The sequence below is a fragment of the Massilia sp. Mn16-1_5 genome (genome assembly GCF_004798585.1).
Classification (GTDB): domain Bacteria; phylum Pseudomonadota; class Gammaproteobacteria; order Burkholderiales; family Burkholderiaceae_D; genus Telluria.
The window spans coordinates 21,060-43,796 of record NZ_PPXQ01000023.1 but is presented as its reverse complement, the minus strand read 5'-3'; the positions used below and the strand labels follow the sequence as shown (position 1 = coordinate 43,796).

The following is a 22,737-nucleotide window of genomic DNA, read 5'->3' as shown; positions in this document are numbered from 1 at the left end:
GGTGGATAGCGCCTGGCTTCTTACATATCACGCTCACGGGCATGTTTGTCGCATGCAGCTGCACAGGCTTCGCACGCTGCTTTACATGCGGCGCAATGTGCATGCCTGTCAGCATGCGGTGCACATGCCGCTGCGCAGGCCCTGCAAATATGCGCACAGAGCGTACAAAAGTCGCCGTGATGCTCCGATCCGCGAGCTAACGCATTCATGGTTGCGCTGCAAATATCGGCGCAATCGAGATTGATCAATGCACAATTGGCCCCGCCACCCTCGCGAATGTCGGCCGCAGCACATGCTTGGGCGGCATGGATGGCTTCTTCACATGCCTCGATACAGGCCTGCAGGTTGTTCTCGTGACTCGTTGTAGTTTGCATATGGTCCTCCTTAGCGGGTTCAAAAAAAGAAATGATTCTCACGCATTCACAAGGGTAGACCTACACGTAATAATTACGCGCGGAATTGCAAGTTGCCTCTTCGTAGACCTTACTGTTGCGAATCCTCGACCTGCCGCTTTTCGGGTATCAGAGCTGCAACGCTCCGTTCAGGCGGTCTGCTACCTAAAAACCGGTCTGCGAACCGGCCGGGTTCAGGCGTATTTAGCAGGGTGGAACCAGCGCGGCAGCCGCATATCCTAGGCATCACGACCGGTAAAAATCCGGGGGTGTGAAATTTGTTCGCCGAAGAGAAAGTACAACATGACTGCCGCTAGATAGAAAGCCGCGTAAACGGTATATATCTTTTGGCGGGGTGCTTGATGCCGGTGGAGCAGGTAAAAGAATATCGATCCGGCGATGGCCGCAGGAAGGAGGAAGATTGTTGCAACGCGGTGATGCAGCCAGAAAATGGGGATGACTCCTCCGACCATCTCTGCGAAGAAGGTAAAGAAATATAGCAAATACAGGCGAATCATCTTGCGCGCCAATGAACAGTTTGCTCGATTTTATTCCGAATTGAAGGCAGGGCGTTCACTACATTGCAGCTGAGTCGTCGCCCGATCTTACCTTCGCGACGGGCAGAAGGCGATGGTACTGGTCTTCGTCGCCGGTTCGAGATGCCCGCCGCGGCCCCTGTCCGCGCAGTCAGTGACGTTTTTGATCCGGCAAGGACCTGCACACCCTTCCGATCACGCCGGCCCCTGCTCAACATCGCCCGCATCCGTTTCGCCCCCGCTTTCGATATCGACGCGGTTCGCCGAGTCCTCGGAATCTTCGACGCTGTCGATCACGGGAGATGCATCGCTATCGACGCGCTCAACATCGGCATCGACGTTCATTCCGCGCGTCGTCTCGACGTCGGTTTCGCTCTCAGGACGCTTGGGATCGTCTGGCGACGGAGCGGGGACTTGCGCACGTTTTTTTGTTGCCATCAAATTCTCCAAAAATTCGACTCAAATGAAAGTCCCACTATCGATCTACGCGATTTCAATTGGTTGCAGAGACTTTATCAGGTCGTCCATCGCCTTCAGTTGCAAAAGAAATGCTTCGAGGACGTCGAGGGGCAAGGCGCTAGGCCCGTCGCATTTTGCCGAATCCGGATCCGGGTGGGCTTCCAGGAAAATCCCGCCCAAGCTCACAGCGACACCAGCACGGGCTAACTCCACGATTTGCCCACGCCTCCCCCCAGAAGTCGAACTCATCGGGTCACGCTGCTGCAGTGCATGGGTTACGTCGAAAACAAGTGGTATGCCGGGGCAGGCCTTCTTCATGACGCCGAAACCCAGCATGTCAACGACGAGGTTGTCGTATCCGAAGCAGGTGCCGCGGTCGCACAACATGACCTGATCGTTGCCAGCCTCCTTGAATTTTTCGACAATATGGGCCGTCTGGGCTGGACTGAGAAACTGAGGCTTCTTGATATTGATAACCCGCCCCGTTTTTGCCAGCGCAATAACGATGTCGGTCTGCCTCGCTAGAAACGCAGGCAACTGCAGCACGTCGACGGTTTCTGCGACGACGGCAGCCTGCGCCGGTTCGTGAATATCCGTGAGAAGCGGGACGCCAAAAGTCGTTTTGACTTTCTCCAACATACGCATACCGGCCTCGAGTCCAGGGCCACGGAACGAATGTATCGACGATCGGTTCGCTTTGTCGAAGCTGGCCTTGAACACGTAGGGAATACCCAACTTGTCGGTCACCCGGACGAATTCTTCGCAGGTACGGAGCGCTAATTCCAGGGATTCGAGTACATTAATCCCCCCAAACACCACTAACGGAGCATCGTTTCCAATCTTCACACTCTCAGCAATTTTGATCATCGTTTTTTTCCTTGATGCGACAACACTTCACAGATGCTCACGCCGGCGATTCGAAGGCACCGCGCGGCAGGACAATTGCTTTATTTGGCTCTCGCCTTTAGCTCATATAAACATATCGATCATAAAGAGCAGGATGAACCCGAGGAAGAACATTGCCGTCTGGCCCGGTGTTTCCTTGCCTTCGTGAGCTTCCACCAATAACTCCTCGGTGACCAAATAAAGCAATGCGGCCACGCCGAACGCCAGTAAAGCGTCGATAAACACCGGGGTCACGCTGTTGAGTATGGCTGCGCCGGCCCCGGCCCCTGCCAGCAGCCCGATACCGAGGATCCCGGCAGTAACGCCTATCCTGATCGATGTCTGGCCGGCAGTACGCAATGAAGTGGCGCATGAGGCGCCGAGAAAGAACGTCTCCAGCACCAGGCCAATCGTCAACAGCAGGCCTTGCTTCTCGCCCGCCGCGAACGACAGCCCGATCAATGCGCCGTCGAGGACAACGTCGACGCCCAGCGCGGTGAGCAGCGCGCGCGGATCGCGCCCCTCCTCGTCGCCCCCGCCTCTCTCGCTCCACCATTTCAACCCAAGCATGAAGGCAACGCCAAACGAGAATCCGATCAAGGTGGGCCAAGGGAGGCGCCGATGCATCAGGTCCGGCAACAACTCGACAGCCAGGACGCTGAAGACCGTACCCGCGGCAAAATGTTGAACCGCGCTGCGCAAGCCGGCGCCGGGTTGCTTGATGAGCGCGAGCATGGCGCCGGCCAGGGTGGCGACGGCAGGGAGCGCCGCATACATCATCACTTTCGACAAGGTGGCTGTCACAATGATGCCTCCTTCGAACCGGTGTGACGGAGATCCTTGGATTGAACTGGGCTCTCGTCCAAACCTGCCGCTACGGTTGTGTCGACGGTTTGACTCACCACGTCCGGGTAGGCGAGCAGGCGTAAGGCATTAATCACCACCAGAATAGTAGAGCCTTCATGGAACAGGACGGCAGTGCCGATATTCAGGCCGAAGATCGTCGCCGGAATCAGGACGGCGACCACGCCCAGGCTTACCCACAAATTCTGCTTGATCACGCGCCTGGTGCGACGCGACAGGCCGACCGCGAACGGAAGCTGACTGAGATCGTCGCTCATCAAAGCAACATCGGCGGCCTCGAGTGCGACGTCGGAGCCGGCCGCGCCCATGGCAATGCCGACGGTCGCGTTCGCCATCGCCGGCGCATCGTTGACGCCGTCGCCGACCATTGCGACCTTGCCGTGGCGCTCGCGCAAAGCCTTGATTGCCTCGACTTTCTGTTCCGGCATCAGGTCGCCCCGGGCTTCGGTCAGTCCCACCGTGCGGGCGACGGCATCCGCCACCTGCTGATTGTCGCCCGAGATCATCACCAGGCGTTCGATGCCAAGCTCCCGCAACTGCGCCATCACGCCAGGCGCCGCCGCACGCGGCGTGTCCATGACGCCGATGACCCCCAGGAAGCGCGAGCCCTTCCTGACGATCATCGTGGTGCGCCCCGACTGCACTAGCTTCTCGTTGGCAGCGGCTAATTCGGGTGGCAGTAGCATGCCGTCCAACTCGCTGAACAGTACCGGCTTCGCAATATAGACAGTCTCGCCATCGACCGTTGCCTGGACACCGCGGCCGGTGAGGCCACGCACATCGTCGGCACGGGCCGCAACAGTGTCGGATTTGAGCCGGTCACGCCCGCCCTTGACGAGCGCCGATGCCAGCGGGTGGTCGCTGTGCGACTCGACCGCCACGACCAAGGCCAGCAATTCGTCCTCGGTTACACCGCTCGCTACGATTACGTCCGTCAGCTTCGGCCGCCCTTCGGTCAAGGTGCCGGTCTTGTCGAAGGCAATCGAATTGAGGCTGCCGAGGTTTTCCAGCGGGCCGCCCCCTTTTACCAGCACGCCGCTGCGCCCGGCCCGTGCCACGCCCGACAGCACGGCACTGGGTACCGAGATCGCCAGTGCACATGGGCTCGCGGCTACCAGCACCGCCATCGCGCGGTAGAAGCTGGCCGAGAACGCCTCGTCGATCACCAGGAAGGCGAGCATGAGCAGTGCCACAAGCACAAGGATGACCGGGACGAACACACGTTCGAACTTGTCGGTGAACTGCTGGGTAGGCGAACGCTGCGCCTCGGCTTCCGCCACCATCTGCACAACGCGGGCCATCGTCGACTGCGAAGCAAGGCGTGCCACCATCACTTCCATCGCGCCGGCGCCGTTGATGGTGCCGGCGAATACGCGGTTGGCTGCATCGACCCGGTCGAACGCGGTAATCGCGCCAGCGCCATCCTGGACCGGCGACTTGTCGACCGGGATGCTCTCGCCTGTCACCGGCGCCTGGTTGACGCTGGATGTGCCTTTGACGACCACGCCGTCGGCGGGCAAGCGTTCATTCGGCTTGACCAGCACGATGTCGCCTGGCACGAGGGAAGCCACCGGAACCTCTTCCAACGCTTCGCCGCGCTTGCGCACTGCCGTTTCTGGAGCCAGCTTGGCCAGCGCTTCGATTGCTTGCCGCGCGCGCCCCATTGCAAAATGTTCCAGCGAGTGGCCGAGGCTGAAGAGGAACAGCAATAACCCACCTTCCGCCCAGTTTCCCAATGCGGCCGCGCCGGCGGCGGCGACCAGCATCAGCGTATCGATTTCGAAGCGACGCGCGAGCAGGTTCTCGAGCGCTTCCTTGACGGTAAAGTAGCCTCCAAAGAAGTAGGCGCCAACATACAAAGCCTGCGGCAGCCAGTCCGGACCGGCATCGGCGCGATCGAGCAGCCAGCCAGCTAGCACGCAGACGCCGGCGATGAGGGCAAAAATGAGTTCGGTATGTTCGCCGAACACGCCGCCATGCGCATGCGTGTGTCCTGCGTGACCGCCCTTGTCATCGTGCGCATGTTTGTGCCCCGCATGCGCACCCTTTTGCCCATGCGCGTGGTCGTGACCGGCGTGACCGTGATCGTGCTCTCGATCGCCTATATGCTCGACCCCGCTTTTGGATCCGCGGCCGTGATCGTGATCGTGTTCCATTTCCGCGCCCGTGTCGGTCAGTTCCGTACCAAGGGCGCCGACCAGCTCTTCCAGCCGCGTTCGCGCCACGGTGGCGCGCTCGTATTCGATACGAATCCTGCCGGAGGCAGATACCTCGGCCTCCAGCACGCCTGGGACCTGCCGCAAACGCTGCGAAAAGAGCCGCGCGCTGCGCGAGTGGAGCGGCGCAGGCGCGCAGCCGACGTAGTGGGCGAACTTTTCGGTAAGCTGCGCACCGACAGCACTGACTAGTTCACGCAGCCGCGCCACTGTGATGAGGGACGGGTCATAGTGCAGGCACAGCAGGGGCGGCGATCCCTCTTGTTTCTTTATATGAACACGTTCCACTCCCGGACGGCCTGTCAGCAGGCCGATGAGCCGGTCGATGCAAGGATCGTGCGCATCATCCACTTCGGGCAGGATCAACGGCAATTCAAGCCGCACTCGTTCCGATTGTTCCATATGACCTCTCGTTCCTGGGAAATTCCAGAATAATGCCGATACTGGATATCGTCCGTATGCCAACGCACCGAGGCGGAATTGAAAAGCGACAACCCGGTCGACCGTTATGGTACGCAGGTACCAGGCACTGCTCCCATCGGTTGTCCTTGGGCTCGCCTTCGGCTTCCGGAAGAAGGACGCTCCTGCTGGACTGGGAGAGTCGGAAGACGCTGAGGAAACGGCCGTCAAGACACCGGGCAAAGTGGAAGGAATGCCGACTAAGCCCCAGGCCTGGTCGAGATGACAATGCAGCAAGTGCGGGGCGCCGAAATCGTCGTGGCATCTCGGTGGTGAGCATCGACATTGCTTTGCCGAGTTGCGCAGCACCGCGCTCGCCGCAGGCAAGCGCCTTGGCCTGGCGCGCGCGACGTGCAAGCGCGAGAAGAAACTGTGGGATCACAGAGTCTCGGAGCAGCAAACCGGTCTCGGAGAGGTTTACCTATGAGCGCAGGACGGTATGCGAACCCGGTGCAGGAACTGCATATCAAGTTCATCCATATCCTGATTGAACTGGTCGAACGAGCTCACGTACGAGAAAACTACTCGCCGCCCAAATAGCAAACCGCGCTACGTCGATTCAGCGATGGAATAAAGGGCGTGCCAGTGTCCGATCATTGCTGAAAATGCAGGACAGATGCGTCATCGATCAGTGCCTGGATTATCGGACAGCGTGCGCCGGAATGCTCGCTGTCGCAGCGAGCCACCATTGAAGCGAGCGCTGTTTTCATCGCAAGTAGATCGCTCAATTTTTCCTCTACCATGGCAAGCTTTTTGACCGCCAGGCCGCGCGTTTCGACACAGGTCTGTGCCCCCTCCAGCTTGAGCAAGTTCGCAACTTCATCGAGCGTAAAGCCAAGAAGCTGTGCCCGCTTGATGAATCGAATCCGGCGTACGTCCTCTGCCCCGTAGGTACGGTAGCCACTACACGGCCGCGCCGGCTCCTCAATCAAGCCACTTCGCTGATAGAACCGGACCGTCTCCACATTCACGCCCGCGGCACCGGCCAGGCGGCTGATCGTCATTTTCTCAGGCATGCACTTGACTCCGTAGTTGTGTACGGAGTTTATCCTGTTTCGGACAACAGAATTGGAGCAGGCATGGCATTGGGAACAAAGGGATCGCTCGTCGCAGGAGTGTTGGCGGCGCTTGGCGCCTCGGCATGTTGCGCCGGTCCGCTCTTCCTCCTGTTGCTGGGTGTCGGCGGCGGCTGGGCGTCTCGCTTGATCGCCTTCGAACCTTATAGCCCTTATTTCACCGCGCTGACAGTGCTGTTTCTGGGCGCTGCTTTCTACAATTTGTACTTGCGTCGACGCGCTTGCGCTCCTGATGAAGACTGTGCCACCGGCCGTGTCATCAGGAATCAGCGCATCATGTTCTGGCTCGTCGCTGTTCCTGTAATGCTATTGCTGACAATGCCTCTGTACGCCCCAATCTTTTATTGAAAGGATTACCTGATGCGTGGTTCTACATTGATTGCTGCTCTCCTGCTGGCTGGGTCGGCCTTCGCCGGCACGCCAGAAAAGCTCACGTTAAACGTGCAGAACATGACCTGTGCCACGTGCCCGATCACCGTCAAGAAGGCGCTCGAGCAAGTTCCCGGTGTGAGTGACGTGAAAGTCGATTTCGAGCACAAGACGGCCACCGTGCACATGGATACCGACAAAGCCAATGCGTGGGTGTTAACCAAAGCAACGACGGATGCAGGCTTTCCGTCGACTGTCAGGAAGTGACGCGATGACTGGCGCAATACTTGAATCGGTCCTGACTTGCCCGCACTGCGAAGGGAGCAAGCAAGAAACCATGCCCACTGACGCATGCCAGTTTTTCTATCAATGCGAAACTTGCACCGCCGTGTTGCGGCCGAAGCCTGGCGACTGTTGTGTCTTTTGCTCATATGGCACGGTGAAATGCCCTCCCATTCAGATTGAGCGTCCTTGCTGCGGCTAAGAGGCAAAAGCTTGGGCAGGTTGAAATGCGCGCTGTGGACTCGCTCCAGACCTGCCCTGGAATGCTAGCCCCGGTTGCGGGCATCTCCCGCCTTAAGCAGCCGCAACCCGTTGAAGACCACGAGCAGGCTCGCTCCCATGTCTGCGAACACGGCCATCCATAAGGTGGCCGAGCCGGCGATGGCCAGGACCAGGAACACTGCCTTGATCAGCAGGGCAGCGACGATGTTTTGCTTGAGGATGGCGGCCGCCTGCCTGCTCAAGCGGACGAACTGTGCAACTTTGCGCAGGTCGTCGTCCATCAGCGCGACATCTGCTGTTTCAATGGCGGTATCGGTGCCCGCTGCACCCATTGCAAATCCAATATCGGCCTTCGCCAGGGCGGGTGCATCGTTGATGCCGTCGCCGACCATGCCGACGGTGCCGAAGTGGGCGATTTCGTCATTGACGGCGGCGAGCTTCTCCTCGGGCAGGAGATTGCCCCGCGCATCGTCGATGCCGACCTGCCGTGCGATCGCAGCGGCGGTCACTGCATTGTCGCCGGTCAACATGATGGTCCGGATACCCAGCTGATGCAGCTGGGCGATCGCTTCGCGGCTGCTTTCACGGATCGTATCGGCCACGCCAATGACCAGCAGCGGGGCCGTGTCGTCACACAGGACGACTGCCGTTTTGCCCTCGCCTTCCAGCCTGGACAGGACTGCTTCCGTCTCCTCGTTGCAGATGCCAAGTTCCTCCACCAGCCGGTGGTTGCCGAGGTAGTACCACTTGCCGCCGATCTGCCCTTTGGTGCCGCGTCCGGTCAGTGCCTCGAATTCGCTCACCGGGGCCAGCGCGAGCTTGAGGTCTGCCGCTTGCCAGTGGCGGCTGACCGCAGTCGATACCGGATGGTCGGAGCGGTCGGCGAGTGCTGCCGCGAGCTGCAGGTGGGCATGCGCGTCGCCTTGCAGGGGTAGGATGTCCGTCACCTCTGGTTTGCCCTGCGTGATCGTGCCTGTCTTGTCCAGTGCCAAGGAGCGCAGTTTGCCGCCCTGCTCCAGGTAAACACCGCCCTTGATAAGTATGCCGGCGCGCGCCGCCGCGGCCAGGCCGCTAACAACCGTGACCGGGGTCGAGATCACCAGCGCGCAGGGGCAGGCGATCACGAGCAGTACGAGCGCCTTGTAGATCCACGGCATCCATTCGGCGCCGAGTAACAGCGGCGGAACAAGGGCGACCGCCAGTGCGATGGCGAACACGGCCGGCGTATAGATGCTGGAAAAGCGGTCGACGAAGCGCTGGGTAGGCGCACGGCTGCCCTGCGCCTCCTCGACCGCCCGGATGATGCGCGACAGCGTCGAGTTGTTGTGCCCGGCGGTGACACGGTACTCGAAGGATCCGGTCTCGTTGATCGTGCCGGCGAATACCTTGTCCCCGACGGTCTTGGGTACGGGCATGCTCTCGCCCGTGATCGGCGCCTGATTGACCGACGATTGCCCTGACATGACCTCTCCGTCGAGGGCAATCCGCTCGCCCGGTGCGACGCGCGCCAGCGCGCCGACCGCGACGCCGGCGGCTTCCTGCTCGACCCAGCCGCCATCCGCCTGGCGAATGCTGATCCGGTCGGGCGTCAATCCCATCAGGCCCTGGATCGCGTTCCTTGCCCGGTCCAGCGAACGCGCCTCGATCACTTCGGCCACAGCGAACAGGACCATGACCATCGCCGCCTCGGGCCACTGGCCAATCAGCACGGCGCCGGTGACGGCGATCGACATCAGGGCATTGATATTGAGATTGCGGTTTTTGAGTGCGATCCAGCCTTTCTTGTAGACGCCCAAGCCCGTCATCGCGATCGCAAGTACCGACAGCAGGATGACTGGCCACCAGTTCTCATCGCCCGTCGTCCACGCGATGATCTCCGCACCTACCGCCGCAGCCAGTCCAAACGCGAGCATCGCCTGCTGCCGCTTCCGCGAAGCGGGCGCCGCGGCGGTGGCGCCTTCCTGCCCAGCAGTGATGAGCACAGCCTGCATACCGATCGAGGCGAGCGCATCCTGGATAAGTGCCACTGGCCCAGTGTGCCTGACGCTCAGGCGACGCTGGACCAGGTTGAAGTCGAGCCCTTCGATCTGGGGCATGGTCGAGAGCTTGCCACGGATGAGCGATTCCTCCGTGGGACAATCCATGTTCTCGATCCGGAACACGGTGCCAGGAAGCGCCGCGCTGGTGCCAGAGGCGCTTTCGACCACGGGATCCATGCCGACCGCACGTACCGCTGCCAAAATGGCCTCCGGGTCGGCGAGACTGTGCGCGACCTGTAGCCTGCGCTGGACAAGATTGAACGAAAGTTCTCCGACCCCCGGCAGGCGCCCCAGCGCTTGGCGCAGTAGGCCCTCTTCTGTCGGGCAATCCATTTGGTCGATGCGAATGACCAGCGAGCCGGCATGGGCTGAAGGCAAGTCATTTACCGATGCGGCTGGCTCCGGCAGCGCGCAACAAGATTTGGTCTGGCATTCCGACATGTCGACTCCTTGTGAAACTGTGTATAGTCCCGTATTGAACACCCTGAAGCAGATACAGGGTCAAGCACTAAACTAACATATCGGAACCTCCTTCATGAAAATTGGCGAACTTGCCAGGCGCTCAGCCTGCCCGGTCGAAACTATCCGCTATTACGAGCATAGCGGCTTGCTTCCTCCGCCAGAGCGCTTGTCGAACAACTATCGCGCCTATACCGAGAGTCACGCTGAACGTCTGCTGTTCATTCGGCACTGCCGTGCCTTGGACATGACACTTGACGAGATCCGGTTGCTGCTGGATTTTCGCGACCATCCGGAACGGGACTGCATCGGCGTTAATGCCTTGCTCGATAAACATATCGGGCATGTCGTCGAACGCATTGCTGCATTGTCAGCACTGGAAGCACAGCTCAAAGACCTCAGGAGTCAATGCCTCGCCACCGACAGTACGAGCACCTGCAAAATCCTGCAGGCGCTGGGAGCTGATCCATGCGCCTCTTTTCCACCTGCCGCCTCCACGGGCTGACTTCGGCCTCCGCGATGAGCACCAAGCCGAAAAATGTAGCGGAAAGACTTGACCCTGAAGCAGCTACATGGTGTTAAATGCGAGGCTCACCAATACGAATAGAAGTGCCTCCCTATGAATTTCTCGGTCTGGCGTTGGCTTATTTCCCTCGCATTTTTCTTCAGCTGCACGATCGGCGCGGCGCACGCAGATACCAAATCCTCGGAAATGGAAGCCCGGCAGCTGTGGCAGTTGCTCGATTATGTTGCCGTTGACTACGGGGGCGCGGTCCAGCACGGATCGGTCGTCAGCGCGGTCGAGTACGGAGAAATGAAGGAGTTTACCGTGCGCGCGCAAAGCCAGGTGTCGGCACTGCCGGCGCATCCTTTGCAGGCGGAGTTGAGCACGGCCGCCACACGCCTGAAGCAGGCGGTCGAACAAAAGGACACACCGCAACGTGTCGGCGAACTCGCGCGTGAGGCGAAACGGCTACTTCTTCAGGCGTACCCGTTCCCTGTTGCGCCGCGCAGCATGCCAGACTTGTCCCGTGGCGCCACCCTCTACCAGGCGCAATGCGCTGCATGCCACGGGGTTGGCGGCGCGGGTGATGGCCCGATTGCAAGCCGGCTCGAACCCAAGCCGATCGCGTTCACCGATCAGGAGCGGGCCCGCTCTCGTTCACTCATGGCCCTGTACCAGGTGATCAGCCAGGGTGTCCACGGGACGTCGATGCCCGCCTTTACCAGCCTGTCCGAGCACGACCGCTGGTCGCTGGCGTTTCATGTCGGACGACTGTCCTTCGCTGAATCGGATATCGAAGCCGGCAAGGCTGCTTTTGAACGGGATAAAACCTTGTATTCGGCACTGCCCGACATTAATGCACTTGTGACTACCACTGAAGACGAGCTGGCGAAACGATTGCCCCCGGCGACCGCGCGCGCGGCTATGGCGTATGCGCGCGCCCACCCGGAAATCATCAGGGAGCAGCAGGAACGCACGGGCATTGCCCTGGCGCGCAAGCTGCTGCAGGACAGCTTAGATGCATTGAAGAACGGCCAGGGCGCCAACGCCACGAAGCTCGCCTTGTCGGCATACCTGGACGGCTTCGAGCCGCTCGAAGCAACCCTCGACGCTACCGACCGCCAGCTGCTGGTCGACGTGGAACGGACCATGCAACTGTACCGGGGCGCGGTCGCACAGGGCGACGTCGAGCGGGCGTCCGGGTACGCCCAGCAACTGGACGCGTATTTCGTACGTGTCGAGGCGGTCACTGGCGCGGACCGGACCGACGCCACCACGGCATTCGTGGGCGCCTTGACTATCCTCCTGCGCGAAGGCGTCGAAGCCCTGTTGATCGTGATCGCGATGGTTGCCTTCCTGCGCAAGGCCGAACGGCCCCAGGCGCTGCGTTATGTGCATGCCGGCTGGACTTCCGCACTGGCGGCCGGCGCACTGACGTGGCTGGTCGCCACCTACGTGGTCAGCATCAGCGGTGCGAGCCGCGAAGTCACCGAAGGCTTATCATCGCTTTTCGCTGCGGCGGTGCTGCTATCGGTCGGCCTGTGGATGCACCAGAAAGGCCAGGCTGGGCAGTGGCAGGCTTACCTGAAGCAGCATCTCACGGCAGCGATGGAAAAACGTTCGGCGTGGGCCTTGTTCGCCCTGGCATTCATTGCGGTCTACCGGGAGGTCTTCGAAACCGTCCTGTTCTATTCCGCACTTGCGGCCGACGGTAACGGTCCCGCACTGTTAGGTGGATTCATTACAGGGCTTGTCCTGCTGGCGATAATCGCTGCCGTCTTCCTGCGCACCAGTGCCCGCATGCCGATCGGTAAATTCTTCTCGTTCAGTTCGATACTCGTGGCCGCCTTGGCCGTCGTTTTGGTCGGAAAAGGAATCGCCGGGCTGCAGGAAGCGGGCTGGCTGAAGGCTACACCGACCACCGGACCGCGCGTGCCTGTGATCGGGCTTTATCCGACGATGCAGACCTATGGGGCGCAGCTGGTGTTGCTGCTGGCAGCTGGACTCGGCTTTGGATTCAATCTGGTCAGAGCCCGCAAATAGCGATCGCTAGGATCAGGCTTGTGAACCTGGATTTCGAAAGATGCTTACGGAAGAAAAGGAGCAATTATGGTTACCAAAAAAATGTTTATCGTCGGGCTTGCCGCGCTGGCTGCCCTGGCTGGCTGTGCCGATCCAAGAATTGGTCCGAACAGCAAAACCGGCTGGGTAACCGAGCTCTACACGCCCGCGAAATTACAGGCTAATCACTCTGGATGTCTAAAGAATCTCAGCGATGAGCAGCTTGCTAGTCATCAGTATGTCGAAATTACGACTCCTCACCTTCGGTCATACAGATATGTAAGCGCCATGGTCCCTGAGGCGATCAAGCTCCATCTCCACGATAAGGTCGAGTTTTCTCCGCCGTCGTGCAAAGATGGGGCAGTGCCAGAGGTTGTCCAGATATTGAAGCATTCACACTGACCCAGCGTCTTCATCGACGAACGCTGCGGCCAAGCTTGCAGGCGCCGCAATTGTAGCTGCGTCGACCTTGACAGCCGGCGTGAAATCCTTATCCCAACTGATATTACTGGAGCGCGTATGCCGGAAAGCGACAACGCCATAGACGACGAACCAAGCCTGGATGCGAGCCAGGAAAGCGATCGCGGCATTCTGTGGAAGGTCCTGTTGATTAACCTCGGGCAGTGCCTCGCAGGGATCATCGGTGGCACTTGGGCATCGTCGACCGCAGTGATCGGAGCTGGCCTGGACAATTTAGGGGACGCCGCAGTTTATGCCGTGAGTCTGTACGCCGTCGGCAGGTCGGCGACAATCAAAAAGCGTGCCGCCCAGCTGTCCGGTTGCCTCCTGATCGGCTTCGCATGCCTGCTGCTGGTGGAGGTCGTTCGTCGCTTTTTTGGCGGCGAATCCCCGCTGGGACCGGCCATGATGGCGATGGCTGCCGCGAATGCGCTTCTCAATATTTACTGCATCCGTCTTCTAAAGCAGCATCGCGGCCAGGACATCAATTTCAAAGCGTCTGCCATCTTTACCAATAACGACTCGATCGTGAACGGTGCAATCGTCTTGTCTGGTGCACTAGTGATGTGGATGAATTCGAACCTTCCCGACCTGATTCTTGGAACCGTCGTATCGGGAATTGCAGCGAAAGGGGGGTACGAGATTCTGTCCGAGGCGAAAGAATCTCAGCAATAATTTCGGCACCCGGGAAATGCTTTCGCAGCACTCCGACTGATTGGCCCGCGCCGCTGAAGCCGTTGTTATGGCGTTCGTTCAGGCACCGCCTCCGCTGCGCGGGGGCCAAAAAGCACGTAGAAAACGATCACTGCTGCGCCGACGCTGATGCCGATATCGGCAATATTGAACGCCGGCCAGTGATGCACTCCTGCATGCACGTCGATCCAGTCAACAACTCCCATGCGCGCTGCACGGTCGATCAGGTTGCCAACCGCACCGCCGAGTATCATGGCCAGGCCCGGCCGCTCGATTGCAGATGTCGTAGGCTTCCTGATCATTTGGATGATGAGCCCCGTTGCGAACAGCGCTATGGCGATAAACAGGTAGCGCTGCCACCCGCCCGCCGTAGCCATAAATCCGAATGCCGCTCCATGATTGACCACATGAACAATGTTCAGCGTTGGGAGCAATTCAACCTGTTGGTCATAGGGCAGCCGCGCCGCAATGAGGGCCTTGGTCGCCAAATCAGCGGCGGCGAATAAGGCTGCGCCGGATATGGCAGCTGTCGAAGAAATAGGTCGGGCCATGATATGAGTCCTGAACAGTCGGCGATCAGATGTTGAGCGCACGCTTGTCGACAGCGAGCGCCGCTTCCCTGATTGCTTCATAGAGTGTTGGATGCGCATGACAGATGCGGGCAATGTCTTCTGACGATGCCGAAAATTCAAGTGCCATCGTCGCTTCGCCGATCATTTCCGACGCCAGCGAGCTGACGATATGTACGCCTAGCACGAGGTCAGACTGGGCGTCGGCCAGCACCTTGACGAACCCCTGCGCGTCCCCGTGGCCCAGTGCCCGGCCATTGGCCGAGAAGGGGAACTGTCCCGACTTGAAAGCCCGTCCGTCGCGCTTCAGCTCCTGCTCCGTCTTGCCAACCCATGCTGCTTCCGGACTCGTGTAAATGATGAAGGGAATGGCGTTGTAGTTCACATGACCGGCTTGCCCGGCGACGATCTCGGCCACCATGATTCCTTCCTCTTCAGCCTTATGCGCAAGCATTGGCCCGCGGACGACATCACCAATGGCATACAGGTTCGGCAGCGCAGTCCGACAGTGCTCATCGACAGGAACATAGCCTCGCTGGTCAAGCTGCAGGCCGATGGCTTCGATTCCCAGACCCTCCGTACTTGGTACCCGTCCGATCGCCACGATCACCTTATCGCTGACGAGCTCCCGGGAGGCGCCGGCACTGTCGCGATACGAGATTGTTGCCCCTTCGGTCGTAAGCGCAATATGGTCAATGGCCACGCCAAGATCGAACTTCAGCCCTTGACCTGACATCAGCTTGAGCATTTCCTTCGACACACTGCTATCGCAGGCTGGCAGAAAGTCGGGCATCGCATCCAATAGGGTTACATCCGCACCCAGTCGTCGCCAGACCGACCCCAATTCAAGCCCGATCACACCAGCGCCGATGACGCACAAGCGCCGCGGCACCTCACGAAACTCAAGTGCTCCTGCGTTGTCGCAAATAGTCGCATTGTCGATCGTGGCGCCCGGCAGTTGCCGCGGTTTCGATCCTGTGGCGATGATGACGTTGCGGGCCCGAATCCGTTGCACAGAGCCGTTGGACGACACTTCCATGCCGTACACCCCGTCCTGCACGCCAACGAAGCGTCCGTGTCCCTTGATGAAGTCGACCTTGTTCTTCTTGAACAAGTATTCAATGCCCTTCGCCATCTTCGTGACCACCCCATCCTTCCGATCGATCATCTTGTTGACGTCAATCGCCGCATCGCCAGTGGTGATTCCATGCTCGGCAGTATGGTGCACGACCTGCTCGTACAGGTGGCTCGACGCGAGCAATGCTTTCGAGGGAATGCATCCCACGTTCAGGCAGGTTCCGCCAGGACGCGGCTGACCATCAGCGGCGGCATAAGGATTCGATTCGATGCATGCCACTGACAGTCCGAGTTGCCCGGCCCGGATTGCGGCGATGTAGCCGCCCGAACCAGCTCCAATGATCACTACGTCATATTGCTTTTCCATGTACACCCTTCAATTGTGCGAGTAAATGCCTTCGCTCTACCGGCTCAAATTCCTTCCGCCATGCTCTCTGCCGGGCGGGCAAAGCGTTGATATAGCGTCGGCAGCACGAACAGCGTCAGAATTGTGGCTGTGATAAGGCCACCGATGACCACCGTTGCCAGCGGCCGCTGTACCTCCGCGCCGGCACCTGTCGCCAGTGCCATCGGGACGAATCCAAGCGACGCAACCAGGGCAGTCATCAACACCGGCCGCAGGCGCCTCAGCGCGCCTTCACGCACTGCTTGCGCCCACGGCAGCTGCTTTGCCAGGTCGTCGATAGAACCAACCATCACCAGTCCGTTGAGGACCGCGACGCCGGACAGCGCGATGAATCCGACGGCGGCCGAAATGGAGAACGGCAAGCCGCGCAGCCATAGCGCCGCGATGCCGCCGATCAGGGCCAGGGGAACGCCGGTGAAGACCACCGCTGCGGCGCGCCAGGAGCCGACGGCCGAGTACAGCAACACGACGATGAGTGCGAAACAGGCCGGTACCACGACCGCCAGGCGCATTCGCGCGCGCTCGAGGTTTTCGAACTGCCCTCCCCAGGCGAGCCATACACCCGCCGGCACCCGGACGTCCGCGTTAATGACGGCCCGCGCGTCGCTGACCACGCCTGCGATATCACGACCGCGCACGTTTGCCTGGACGACCACACGGCGCTTGCCGTTTTCCCGGCTGATCTGGTTCGGCCCCTTGGACGTCTCCAGCGTCGCCACCGATCCGAGGGGTACGAAACTGCCTCCCGGCGTCAGCACAGGCAGCAGGCGCAAGGCTTGTACGTCGTTCCGGGTCTTTTCGTCCAGTTTTACGACGACGTCAAAGCGCCTGTCCCCTTCGTAAATCGAGCCGGCCTCGCGGCCCGCCACGGCTGTAGCGAGCGTGTCATGCACATCCTGGGCGGTCAGCCCGACCCGGGCCATGGCGTCGCGATCAAGACGCACATCGAGTAGCGGAAGCCCTTGCACTTGCTCTACCCTTACATCTTCAGCGCCTTTGACGGCACGCAGCTTCGCCGCGACCTGCTCTGCGGTGCGAAGCATTGTGTCGAAATCGTCGCCATAAACCTTCACAGCGATGTCGCCCCGCACGCCGGCCAAGAGCTCGTTGAAGCGCATCTGGATGGGCTGGGTCAGCTCATAGTTCTGACCTGGGATGCTTGCGACCGCTTTCTCGATCTTTTCGACGAGCTCAGCCTTGCTCATCCCGGGTTCAGGCCACTCCGAGCGATCCTTGACGATGACAAAGGTGTCCGTGATGTTCGGCGGCATCGGGTCGGCGGCCAGTTCAGCTGTACCGGTTCTCGAAAACACGAGCTTCACCTCGGGTAAGTTCCCGACAGCCTTCTCAACTGCAAACTGCATGGCCTGGCTCTGGTCCAGGGACGTACCGGGAATGCGGGCCACCTGCAACAACACATCCTTCTCATCGAGCGTCGGGAGAAACTCCTGGCCGAGCGTCGTGAACAGGCCGATGGCGCCCGCGAAACCAACGGTCGCTAGCACGCCTGTCAGCTTAGGCCTTGCGAGCGCACGGTCCAGCCACGGCGCGTACGACGACGACACGGCCTTCACCAGCCTGTTTTCCTTTTCATCGACATGGCGCGACAGCCAGAGCGCAATCGCGGCAGGCACGAAGGTGAGCGAGAGGACGAAAGCGAAGACCAATGCAAGGATTACCGTTACCGCCATCGGTGCGAACATACGGCCTTCGACGCCCTGGAACGTCAACAGCGGCACGTAGACGAGAATGATGATCGCCTGGCCATAGACGCTCGGCCGGATCATCTCGCGGGCGGCAGCAGCAACGGTATCGAGACGCTCCGCCTTGGTCAATATCCTCCCGGTAGCATGCTGGCGTTCCGCAATGCGACGCAATGCATTTTCCACGATGATCACCGCGCCATCGACGATGAGGCCGAAGTCGAGCGCGCCCAGGCTCATCAGGTTCGCCGAGAGCCCTGCCTCGAGCATGCCAGCCGAGGTCAGAAGCATGGTGACCGGGATGACCGCAGCGGCGATCAGTGCTGCGCGCAGGTTTCCGAGGAGCGCGAACAGGACGGCAATTACCAGGAGCGCACCTTCGGTGAGGTTGGTTGCCACGGTCTTGATGGTGGCATCCACCAGCCGGGTGCGGTCGAGCACCGGTCGGATCAGCAGGTCTGGTGGCAAGGAGCGTGCGATTTCTTTCAGGCGAACATCGACCGCTGCGGCAACCGTTCGGCTATTTTCGCCGATACGCATCACGGCGGTACCCACGACGACCTCCTGCCCGCCTTCGGATGCAGATCCGAAGCGTACTTCCTGTCCCAGGCCGACGGTAGCGACGTGGGAGACAAGCACTGGCGTGCCGCTACGGGTGGTAATGACGGTCTTCGCCAATTCCTCGGCCGACGTGATGCGTGCGTCGGCCTTGACAGTGAGTGCTTCCCCGTTCTGAACGACGACACCGGCGCCGGCACTCGTATTATTGCGTTCGAGCGCCTCGCCCAGCATTGTCAAGCTGATTCCCAGAGCCGCGAGACGCTGCGGGTCCGGCGTAACCACGTACTGCTTGACGTACCCCCCGATGACGTCGACGCCCGCCAGTCCTTCAGTGTTCTTGAGCTGTGGCGCAACGACCCAGTCCTGCACCGTGCGTAAGTAAGTGGCTTTTTCTGCAGCACTACGCAGCACTTCGCCTTCGGGGGTGACATAGCTGCCATCGGCCTGAAGCCCAGCCGCCGGACCAGTCTTAGGAGTTGGTTTAGATGCGAATTCCACCGTCCACATATAGACGTCGCCGAGACCGGTCGCAATCGGCCCGAGGCTTGCGGTAGCGCCTGGCGGCAGCGAACGCTCGACTGCGCGCAGCCGTTCAGCCACCTGCTGGCGCGCAAAATAGATATCCGTGCCATCCTTGAAGACTGTCGTTACCTGCGCAAAGCCGTGCCTGGTCAGCGAGCGGGTCGATTCCAGGCCCGGGATGCCGGCGAACGCGGTTTCGATAGGATAGGTGACCTGTCGCTCGACGTCAGCGGGCGCGAGCGCAGGTGCGACAACATTAATCTGTACCTGGGTATTGGTGATGTCGGGGACTGCGTCGATGGGCAGACGGGTCAGCGCCAATGCCCCGAGGATCGACAGTAGGATCGTTGCGATGAGGACGTGCCAGCGCAGCGCAACAGAGAAATTGACAATGCGAGCGATCATGCGTGGGTGTCCTCCAGCAGGCATTGAATGAGGAAATCAGTCATCGTCTCCTGCCTCCCCTTTGCCATGTTCCGCCTTCAGCACATAGGTATTGCTGACCGCAATCTGTTCGTTACCTGCGAGGCCCGACATCACCTTGACGTAACCGGCCGCATTGCCGCCGAGGACGACCTGCTTGATCGCGAACCCTTCTTTCTCCCGCACGAATACGCTGGGCTTGTCCTCCACAGTCTGCACAGCCGTCCGTGGAATGGCGAGCTGGGGGCCGCCGGCACCGCCCTCGAGCGCGATCGAGGCCCTGACCGTTTCGCCGACGCGCCAGCTTCCCTGTCCATTCGCCAGCCGTGCAATGGCTCGTACCTGGCGGGTAGCGGGATCGAGGACACGCGACACATGGGTGATGCGGCCGGCACCGGTTCGGCCGTCGGTCGACACATCAACCGCCGTACCAACGACGACGCGCGCTGCGTCGTTTGGCGATAACGAAAGCTCGACGGCCAGTTCGTCAAGGTCCGCAACCTCGAAAAGGTGTGCGTCCGGAGCGACGACGTCGCCCAGGGCGATCTGCCGTGCCGTGACATTGCCCTTGATCGGCGAGCGTAGCATCAGCCGATTGAGCTGTCCTCCGCCTGTTGCCCCGGCGGCGGCCAGTTGTTGCTCGGCCAAACGAAGACGGGTGCTCGCTTCTTGCGCGGCATTGCGCGCAATTTCGAATTCCTGGCGCGAGGTGACTTTTTCGCCAAACAGGCGTTCTTCGCGTGCGAAGGTGGCCTGCGACAGTTCGTACTGCCGCCTGGCGATTTCAATGTCGGCCCTGAGCTGGGCGATGTCACGGCTTTCGAGGACGGCAAGCACGTCGCCACGAGCGACCGGGTCGCCAAGGTTGCGCCGGATCTCGACTACCCGGCCGCCTACAGCGCTCGAAACGACGGCAGCATGTTTCGGGTCCACCGCGATGACTGCCGGCGCCTCGACCGCTCCGGCGAATGCTTGCCGAACCGGCATGACCTCGATTCCCGCAGCTTTGATTTGCTGGTCTGAAAGCGTGACAAAGTCTTCCTTGCCTTCCTTCTCCGAAGCTTCGCGATGCTCCCCGGCCTCGCCTTTGGATTCGCCTTTCTCGGCCTTTTCGGCCTGTTTACCTTTGGCATTCGAGGTTTGCTCGCCGTGTTCGGCAGCTTCTTTAGAATTGGCCGTCTCTGACTTGGGCGAGCATGCGCTCAAGAGGATCATCGCGGCACACAGGCCCGATCGGAATACCGCTTGCATGGGTCAATCCTTGTAAATTGGAGAGTTGGAACCTTGTAGCCGAGCCAGGCGCGCTCGTGCTGTATGAAGTGCTGCGAGCGCATCGACCGCGCTCTCGCGCGTCTCGGCCAATGAGCGTTCGGCCTCGATCAATTCGAGTTGCGGGAACTTCCCCTCGACATAGCCGATCCTCGCGATACGTGCCGCCTCTTCCGCGGCTGCGAGCGCGGGGCCATTGGCCGCCTGCGCAGCCGCCAGTGCGTCGGCCACCTCAGTTTCTGCGCGCGCGGTCGACTGCTCGACTTCCAGTACGACGGCACGGCGCATAGCGGCGGCGCGATCAAATTCCGCTCGGGACCGCGCAAGTGCGGCGCTGCCCTGATTGAACAATGGCAGCGGGACCGACAGGCCTAAAACAGCTGCCTTGTCGGATGTTTCGCCATACTTCCGCATGCCGGCAGTCAGCGTTATGTCCGGTGTCCGGTCGCGCCTGGCCGCGTCAACGCGAGCCTCTGCAGCAGCTAGTTCCGCCTCAGCTGTGGCGATCGCCAGCTTCTGCCCAGCTGGTGGCATCGCCTCATTGCCTTCGATCCGCTCGAACCAAGAAGACACGATTGCGAGTGGCATCGACACACCCGTCAGTCGCGCGATCGTTTTCTGTGCCAGCTCGGCGGCACGTATCGCTTTGCCCAGGCGAACCTGCGAATTGATTCGTAGAACGTCCGCCCGTTGTTCTTCGATGGGAGAGGCTTTTCCAGCTCGTACCCGCTCACGTGCCACGTGATGCGCGCGCTCGGCCAGTTCTTGACTGGCTTTTGCGATCGCAACGTAGTGCTCACTGGCGGCGACGGTAACAAATGCCTCGGTGATCTGGAGGGTAAGTTCTGCTTCAGTGGAGCGCGCGCCAACGCCGGCAACAGCACGCTCGGCCTGTGCCACGCGTAGTCTTGCGGCCCGCTTGCCGCCTAATTCCAAGGGCATCGACAGCGAAACTGTCTTCTCTCCCGCTCCGAAGCCGGAATAGCGCCCCGATCCCATCACATTTTCAGCTTCCATTGAAAGTGTCGGGTTCGGCCGCAGGCCAGACATCGTTACATTGGCGTCCGCAGCGCGTAGTGCTGCATCAGCGCTCTGCAGTTGCGGTGCTTGGACGCGAGCTCTCGCAACGGCTTCGGCAAGCGTCAGCGCAGTGGCTTGGGCGGAAGCGGATCCTGCCGCTGCACACATGGCCAGTAATGCCGCGGTGACACAGAAGTTAATCTTGGTGCGCATCATTGGATAGGTTTGACTAATTGGTAAATGAACTTTATAAGCCCTGAAGCAACTTCAATGTCAAGCATATGTCACGCAATTTTCCAAAAGGGCAGCAATCTACGGCGGTGCAAACGCAAGCCGCGACGATTCGCTATTACGAAAAATTGGATTGCTGGATTCTCCACCTACAACTGGCAATAACTATCGGAAACCCGGATAGTGGCCTTCCGCAGCCGCGACGGGCACTTTCGATAGGTATGATGTTCCTATCAGAGGTATTACATGGCACGTGACAGACGGTTGTTCTCAGAAGAGCTCAAGCCCGAGGCGGTCAAGGTGATGGGCCGGCCTGGCGCGAGCAATGCGGCGATAGCCCGCGACCTCGGCTTTGGTGCCAAGATGCTCGGACCGTGGTGAGATGCCAACTTCAATGTAGAGGTCGCAGTCGGGTGCGAGAAGGTATCGCCCTAGGAATATGAGCGCATGCGGCACCAGCTGGCGAAGGTCAAGACGGAGCGCGACATGTTAAAAAAGGCGCTCGGCTGCTTCGCAGCCGACCTCAAGTGAAGTACGGCTTCGTCGCCAGATATCGGACCATCTGGCCAACCCGAACGATGTGCGTCTGCTTGGCGTATCGAGCAGTGGCTTTTACGACTGGCTCGGCAGGCGCCCAAGCGCACATGTAGGTGAGAATGCCCAGCTCCCTCAAGGCAATCAAGCACAGCCACGAAGCCGGCGATGGAAGATATGGTTCGCCGCGCGTAGTGCGAGACCTTATCGATGCTGGCATTGTCTGCAGTAAGAACCGTAGCCCGATTGATAAAAGCAGCAGGCATCAAGGGGCATCAGAAGCGTGTCTCGCACCAGGGCAACCCGGTTCGACAGTCCACGCAATTGCGCCTCAACCTGCTGGATCGGCAGGTTGAGGCGACTGGCCCGAACCAGAAACGGGTAGCGTACTTTACTAACGTCTGGACTGGCGAAGGCTAGCTTTTCTCGTTGTCGTCCTCGACCTG

General features: G+C 60.2%; 19 protein-coding genes. 7 read left to right on the top strand and 12 right to left on the bottom strand.

Going from position 1 to position 22,737, the window contains the following annotated elements:
- Positions 1 to 631: 631 nt before the first annotated feature.
- The 6 genes from C2862_RS22180 to merR all read right to left on the bottom strand — a co-directional run bounded on the left by C2862_RS22180 (position 632) and on the right by merR (position 6,827).
- On the bottom strand, positions 632 to 910 hold the full coding sequence (locus C2862_RS22180; protein WP_136222728.1) for a hypothetical protein: 279 nt from the start codon (positions 908 to 910) through the stop codon (positions 632 to 634).
- A gap of 213 nt (positions 911 to 1,123) precedes the next feature.
- Entirely contained in the window at positions 1,124 to 1,366 is a 243-nt protein-coding gene (locus tag C2862_RS22175; RefSeq protein WP_136222726.1) for a hypothetical protein, read from the bottom strand.
- Positions 1,367 to 1,411: 45 nt separating this feature from the next.
- The gene (gene kdsA / locus C2862_RS22170; protein ID WP_136222724.1) at positions 1,412 to 2,254 is read right to left on the bottom strand and encodes a 3-deoxy-8-phosphooctulonate synthase; all 843 of its coding nucleotides are present in this window, start codon (positions 2,252 to 2,254) and stop codon (positions 1,412 to 1,414) included.
- A gap of 102 nt (positions 2,255 to 2,356) precedes the next feature.
- On the bottom strand, positions 2,357 to 3,076 hold the full coding sequence (locus C2862_RS22165) for a ZIP family metal transporter (RefSeq protein ID WP_136222723.1): 720 nt from the start codon (positions 3,074 to 3,076) through the stop codon (positions 2,357 to 2,359).
- Entirely contained in the window at positions 3,073 to 5,754 is a 2,682-nt protein-coding gene (locus tag C2862_RS22160; protein ID WP_136222721.1) for a heavy metal translocating P-type ATPase, read from the bottom strand. Before C2862_RS22160 ends, C2862_RS22165 begins: the two co-directional genes overlap by 4 nt.
- Positions 5,755 to 6,404: 650 nt before the next feature.
- Positions 6,405 to 6,827 (bottom strand): Hg(II)-responsive transcriptional regulator, encoded by a 423-nt coding sequence (gene merR / locus C2862_RS22150; protein ID WP_136222719.1) that lies wholly within the window; start codon positions 6,825 to 6,827, stop codon positions 6,405 to 6,407.
- A 63-nt stretch (positions 6,828 to 6,890) separates the two neighbouring features.
- Here merR and C2862_RS22145 point away from each other — a divergent pair, with 63 nt between their 5' ends.
- From C2862_RS22145 to C2862_RS25830, 3 genes are read left to right on the top strand one after another with little or no spacing between them, the layout of a single operon-like run.
- Positions 6,891 to 7,235, top strand: a complete 345-nt coding sequence (locus C2862_RS22145; RefSeq protein ID WP_136222717.1) for a mercuric transporter MerT family protein — start codon at positions 6,891 to 6,893, stop codon at positions 7,233 to 7,235.
- A 12-nt stretch (positions 7,236 to 7,247) separates the two neighbouring features.
- On the top strand, positions 7,248 to 7,523 hold the full coding sequence (gene merP / locus C2862_RS22140) for a mercury resistance system periplasmic binding protein MerP (RefSeq protein WP_136222715.1): 276 nt from the start codon (positions 7,248 to 7,250) through the stop codon (positions 7,521 to 7,523).
- A 4-nt stretch (positions 7,524 to 7,527) separates the two neighbouring features.
- Complete coding sequence (locus tag C2862_RS25830; protein WP_136222713.1) at positions 7,528 to 7,740, top strand: GDCCVxC domain-containing (seleno)protein; 213 nt, start codon at positions 7,528 to 7,530, stop codon at positions 7,738 to 7,740.
- Positions 7,741 to 7,804: 64 nt separating this feature from the next.
- Here the strand turns inward: C2862_RS25830 and C2862_RS22130 are convergent, their stop codons facing one another.
- The gene (locus tag C2862_RS22130; protein WP_136222711.1) at positions 7,805 to 10,240 is read right to left on the bottom strand and encodes a heavy metal translocating P-type ATPase; all 2,436 of its coding nucleotides are present in this window, start codon (positions 10,238 to 10,240) and stop codon (positions 7,805 to 7,807) included.
- Between the two features lie 94 nt (positions 10,241 to 10,334).
- Here C2862_RS22130 and cadR point away from each other — a divergent pair, with 94 nt between their 5' ends.
- The 4 genes from cadR to C2862_RS22110 all read left to right on the top strand — a co-directional run bounded on the left by cadR (position 10,335) and on the right by C2862_RS22110 (position 13,958).
- The gene (cadR, locus tag C2862_RS22125; protein WP_136222709.1) at positions 10,335 to 10,763 is read left to right on the top strand and encodes a Cd(II)/Pb(II)-responsive transcriptional regulator; all 429 of its coding nucleotides are present in this window, start codon (positions 10,335 to 10,337) and stop codon (positions 10,761 to 10,763) included.
- A 114-nt stretch (positions 10,764 to 10,877) separates the two neighbouring features.
- The gene (locus C2862_RS22120) at positions 10,878 to 12,806 is read left to right on the top strand and encodes a cytochrome c/FTR1 family iron permease (RefSeq protein WP_136222707.1); all 1,929 of its coding nucleotides are present in this window, start codon (positions 10,878 to 10,880) and stop codon (positions 12,804 to 12,806) included.
- A gap of 66 nt (positions 12,807 to 12,872) precedes the next feature.
- Positions 12,873 to 13,226, top strand: coding sequence for a hypothetical protein (locus C2862_RS22115; RefSeq protein ID WP_136222705.1), 354 nt, complete (start codon positions 12,873 to 12,875; stop codon positions 13,224 to 13,226).
- Positions 13,227 to 13,343: 117 nt separating this feature from the next.
- Positions 13,344 to 13,958 (top strand): cation transporter, encoded by a 615-nt coding sequence (locus C2862_RS22110; RefSeq protein WP_136222703.1) that lies wholly within the window; start codon positions 13,344 to 13,346, stop codon positions 13,956 to 13,958.
- 65 nt (positions 13,959 to 14,023) lie between these two features.
- Here the strand turns inward: C2862_RS22110 and lspA are convergent, their stop codons facing one another.
- Genes lspA through C2862_RS22085 form a run of 5 tightly spaced genes read right to left on the bottom strand, consistent with a single transcriptional unit; the run spans position 14,024 to position 21,742 of the window.
- Positions 14,024 to 14,527, bottom strand: coding sequence for a signal peptidase II (lspA, locus tag C2862_RS22105; RefSeq protein ID WP_136222701.1), 504 nt, complete (start codon positions 14,525 to 14,527; stop codon positions 14,024 to 14,026).
- Positions 14,528 to 14,552: 25 nt separating this feature from the next.
- Complete coding sequence (gene lpdA / locus C2862_RS22100; protein WP_136222699.1) at positions 14,553 to 15,989, bottom strand: dihydrolipoyl dehydrogenase; 1,437 nt, start codon at positions 15,987 to 15,989, stop codon at positions 14,553 to 14,555.
- Between the two features lie 44 nt (positions 15,990 to 16,033).
- On the bottom strand, positions 16,034 to 19,219 hold the full coding sequence (locus C2862_RS22095) for an efflux RND transporter permease subunit (protein ID WP_136222697.1): 3,186 nt from the start codon (positions 19,217 to 19,219) through the stop codon (positions 16,034 to 16,036).
- Positions 19,220 to 19,255: 36 nt separating this feature from the next.
- Entirely contained in the window at positions 19,256 to 20,488 is a 1,233-nt protein-coding gene (locus tag C2862_RS22090) for an efflux RND transporter periplasmic adaptor subunit (RefSeq protein ID WP_136222696.1), read from the bottom strand.
- A 3-nt stretch (positions 20,489 to 20,491) separates the two neighbouring features.
- Positions 20,492 to 21,742 (bottom strand): TolC family protein, encoded by a 1,251-nt coding sequence (locus C2862_RS22085; protein ID WP_210736102.1) that lies wholly within the window; start codon positions 21,740 to 21,742, stop codon positions 20,492 to 20,494.
- Positions 21,743 to 22,737 lie beyond the last annotated feature (995 nt).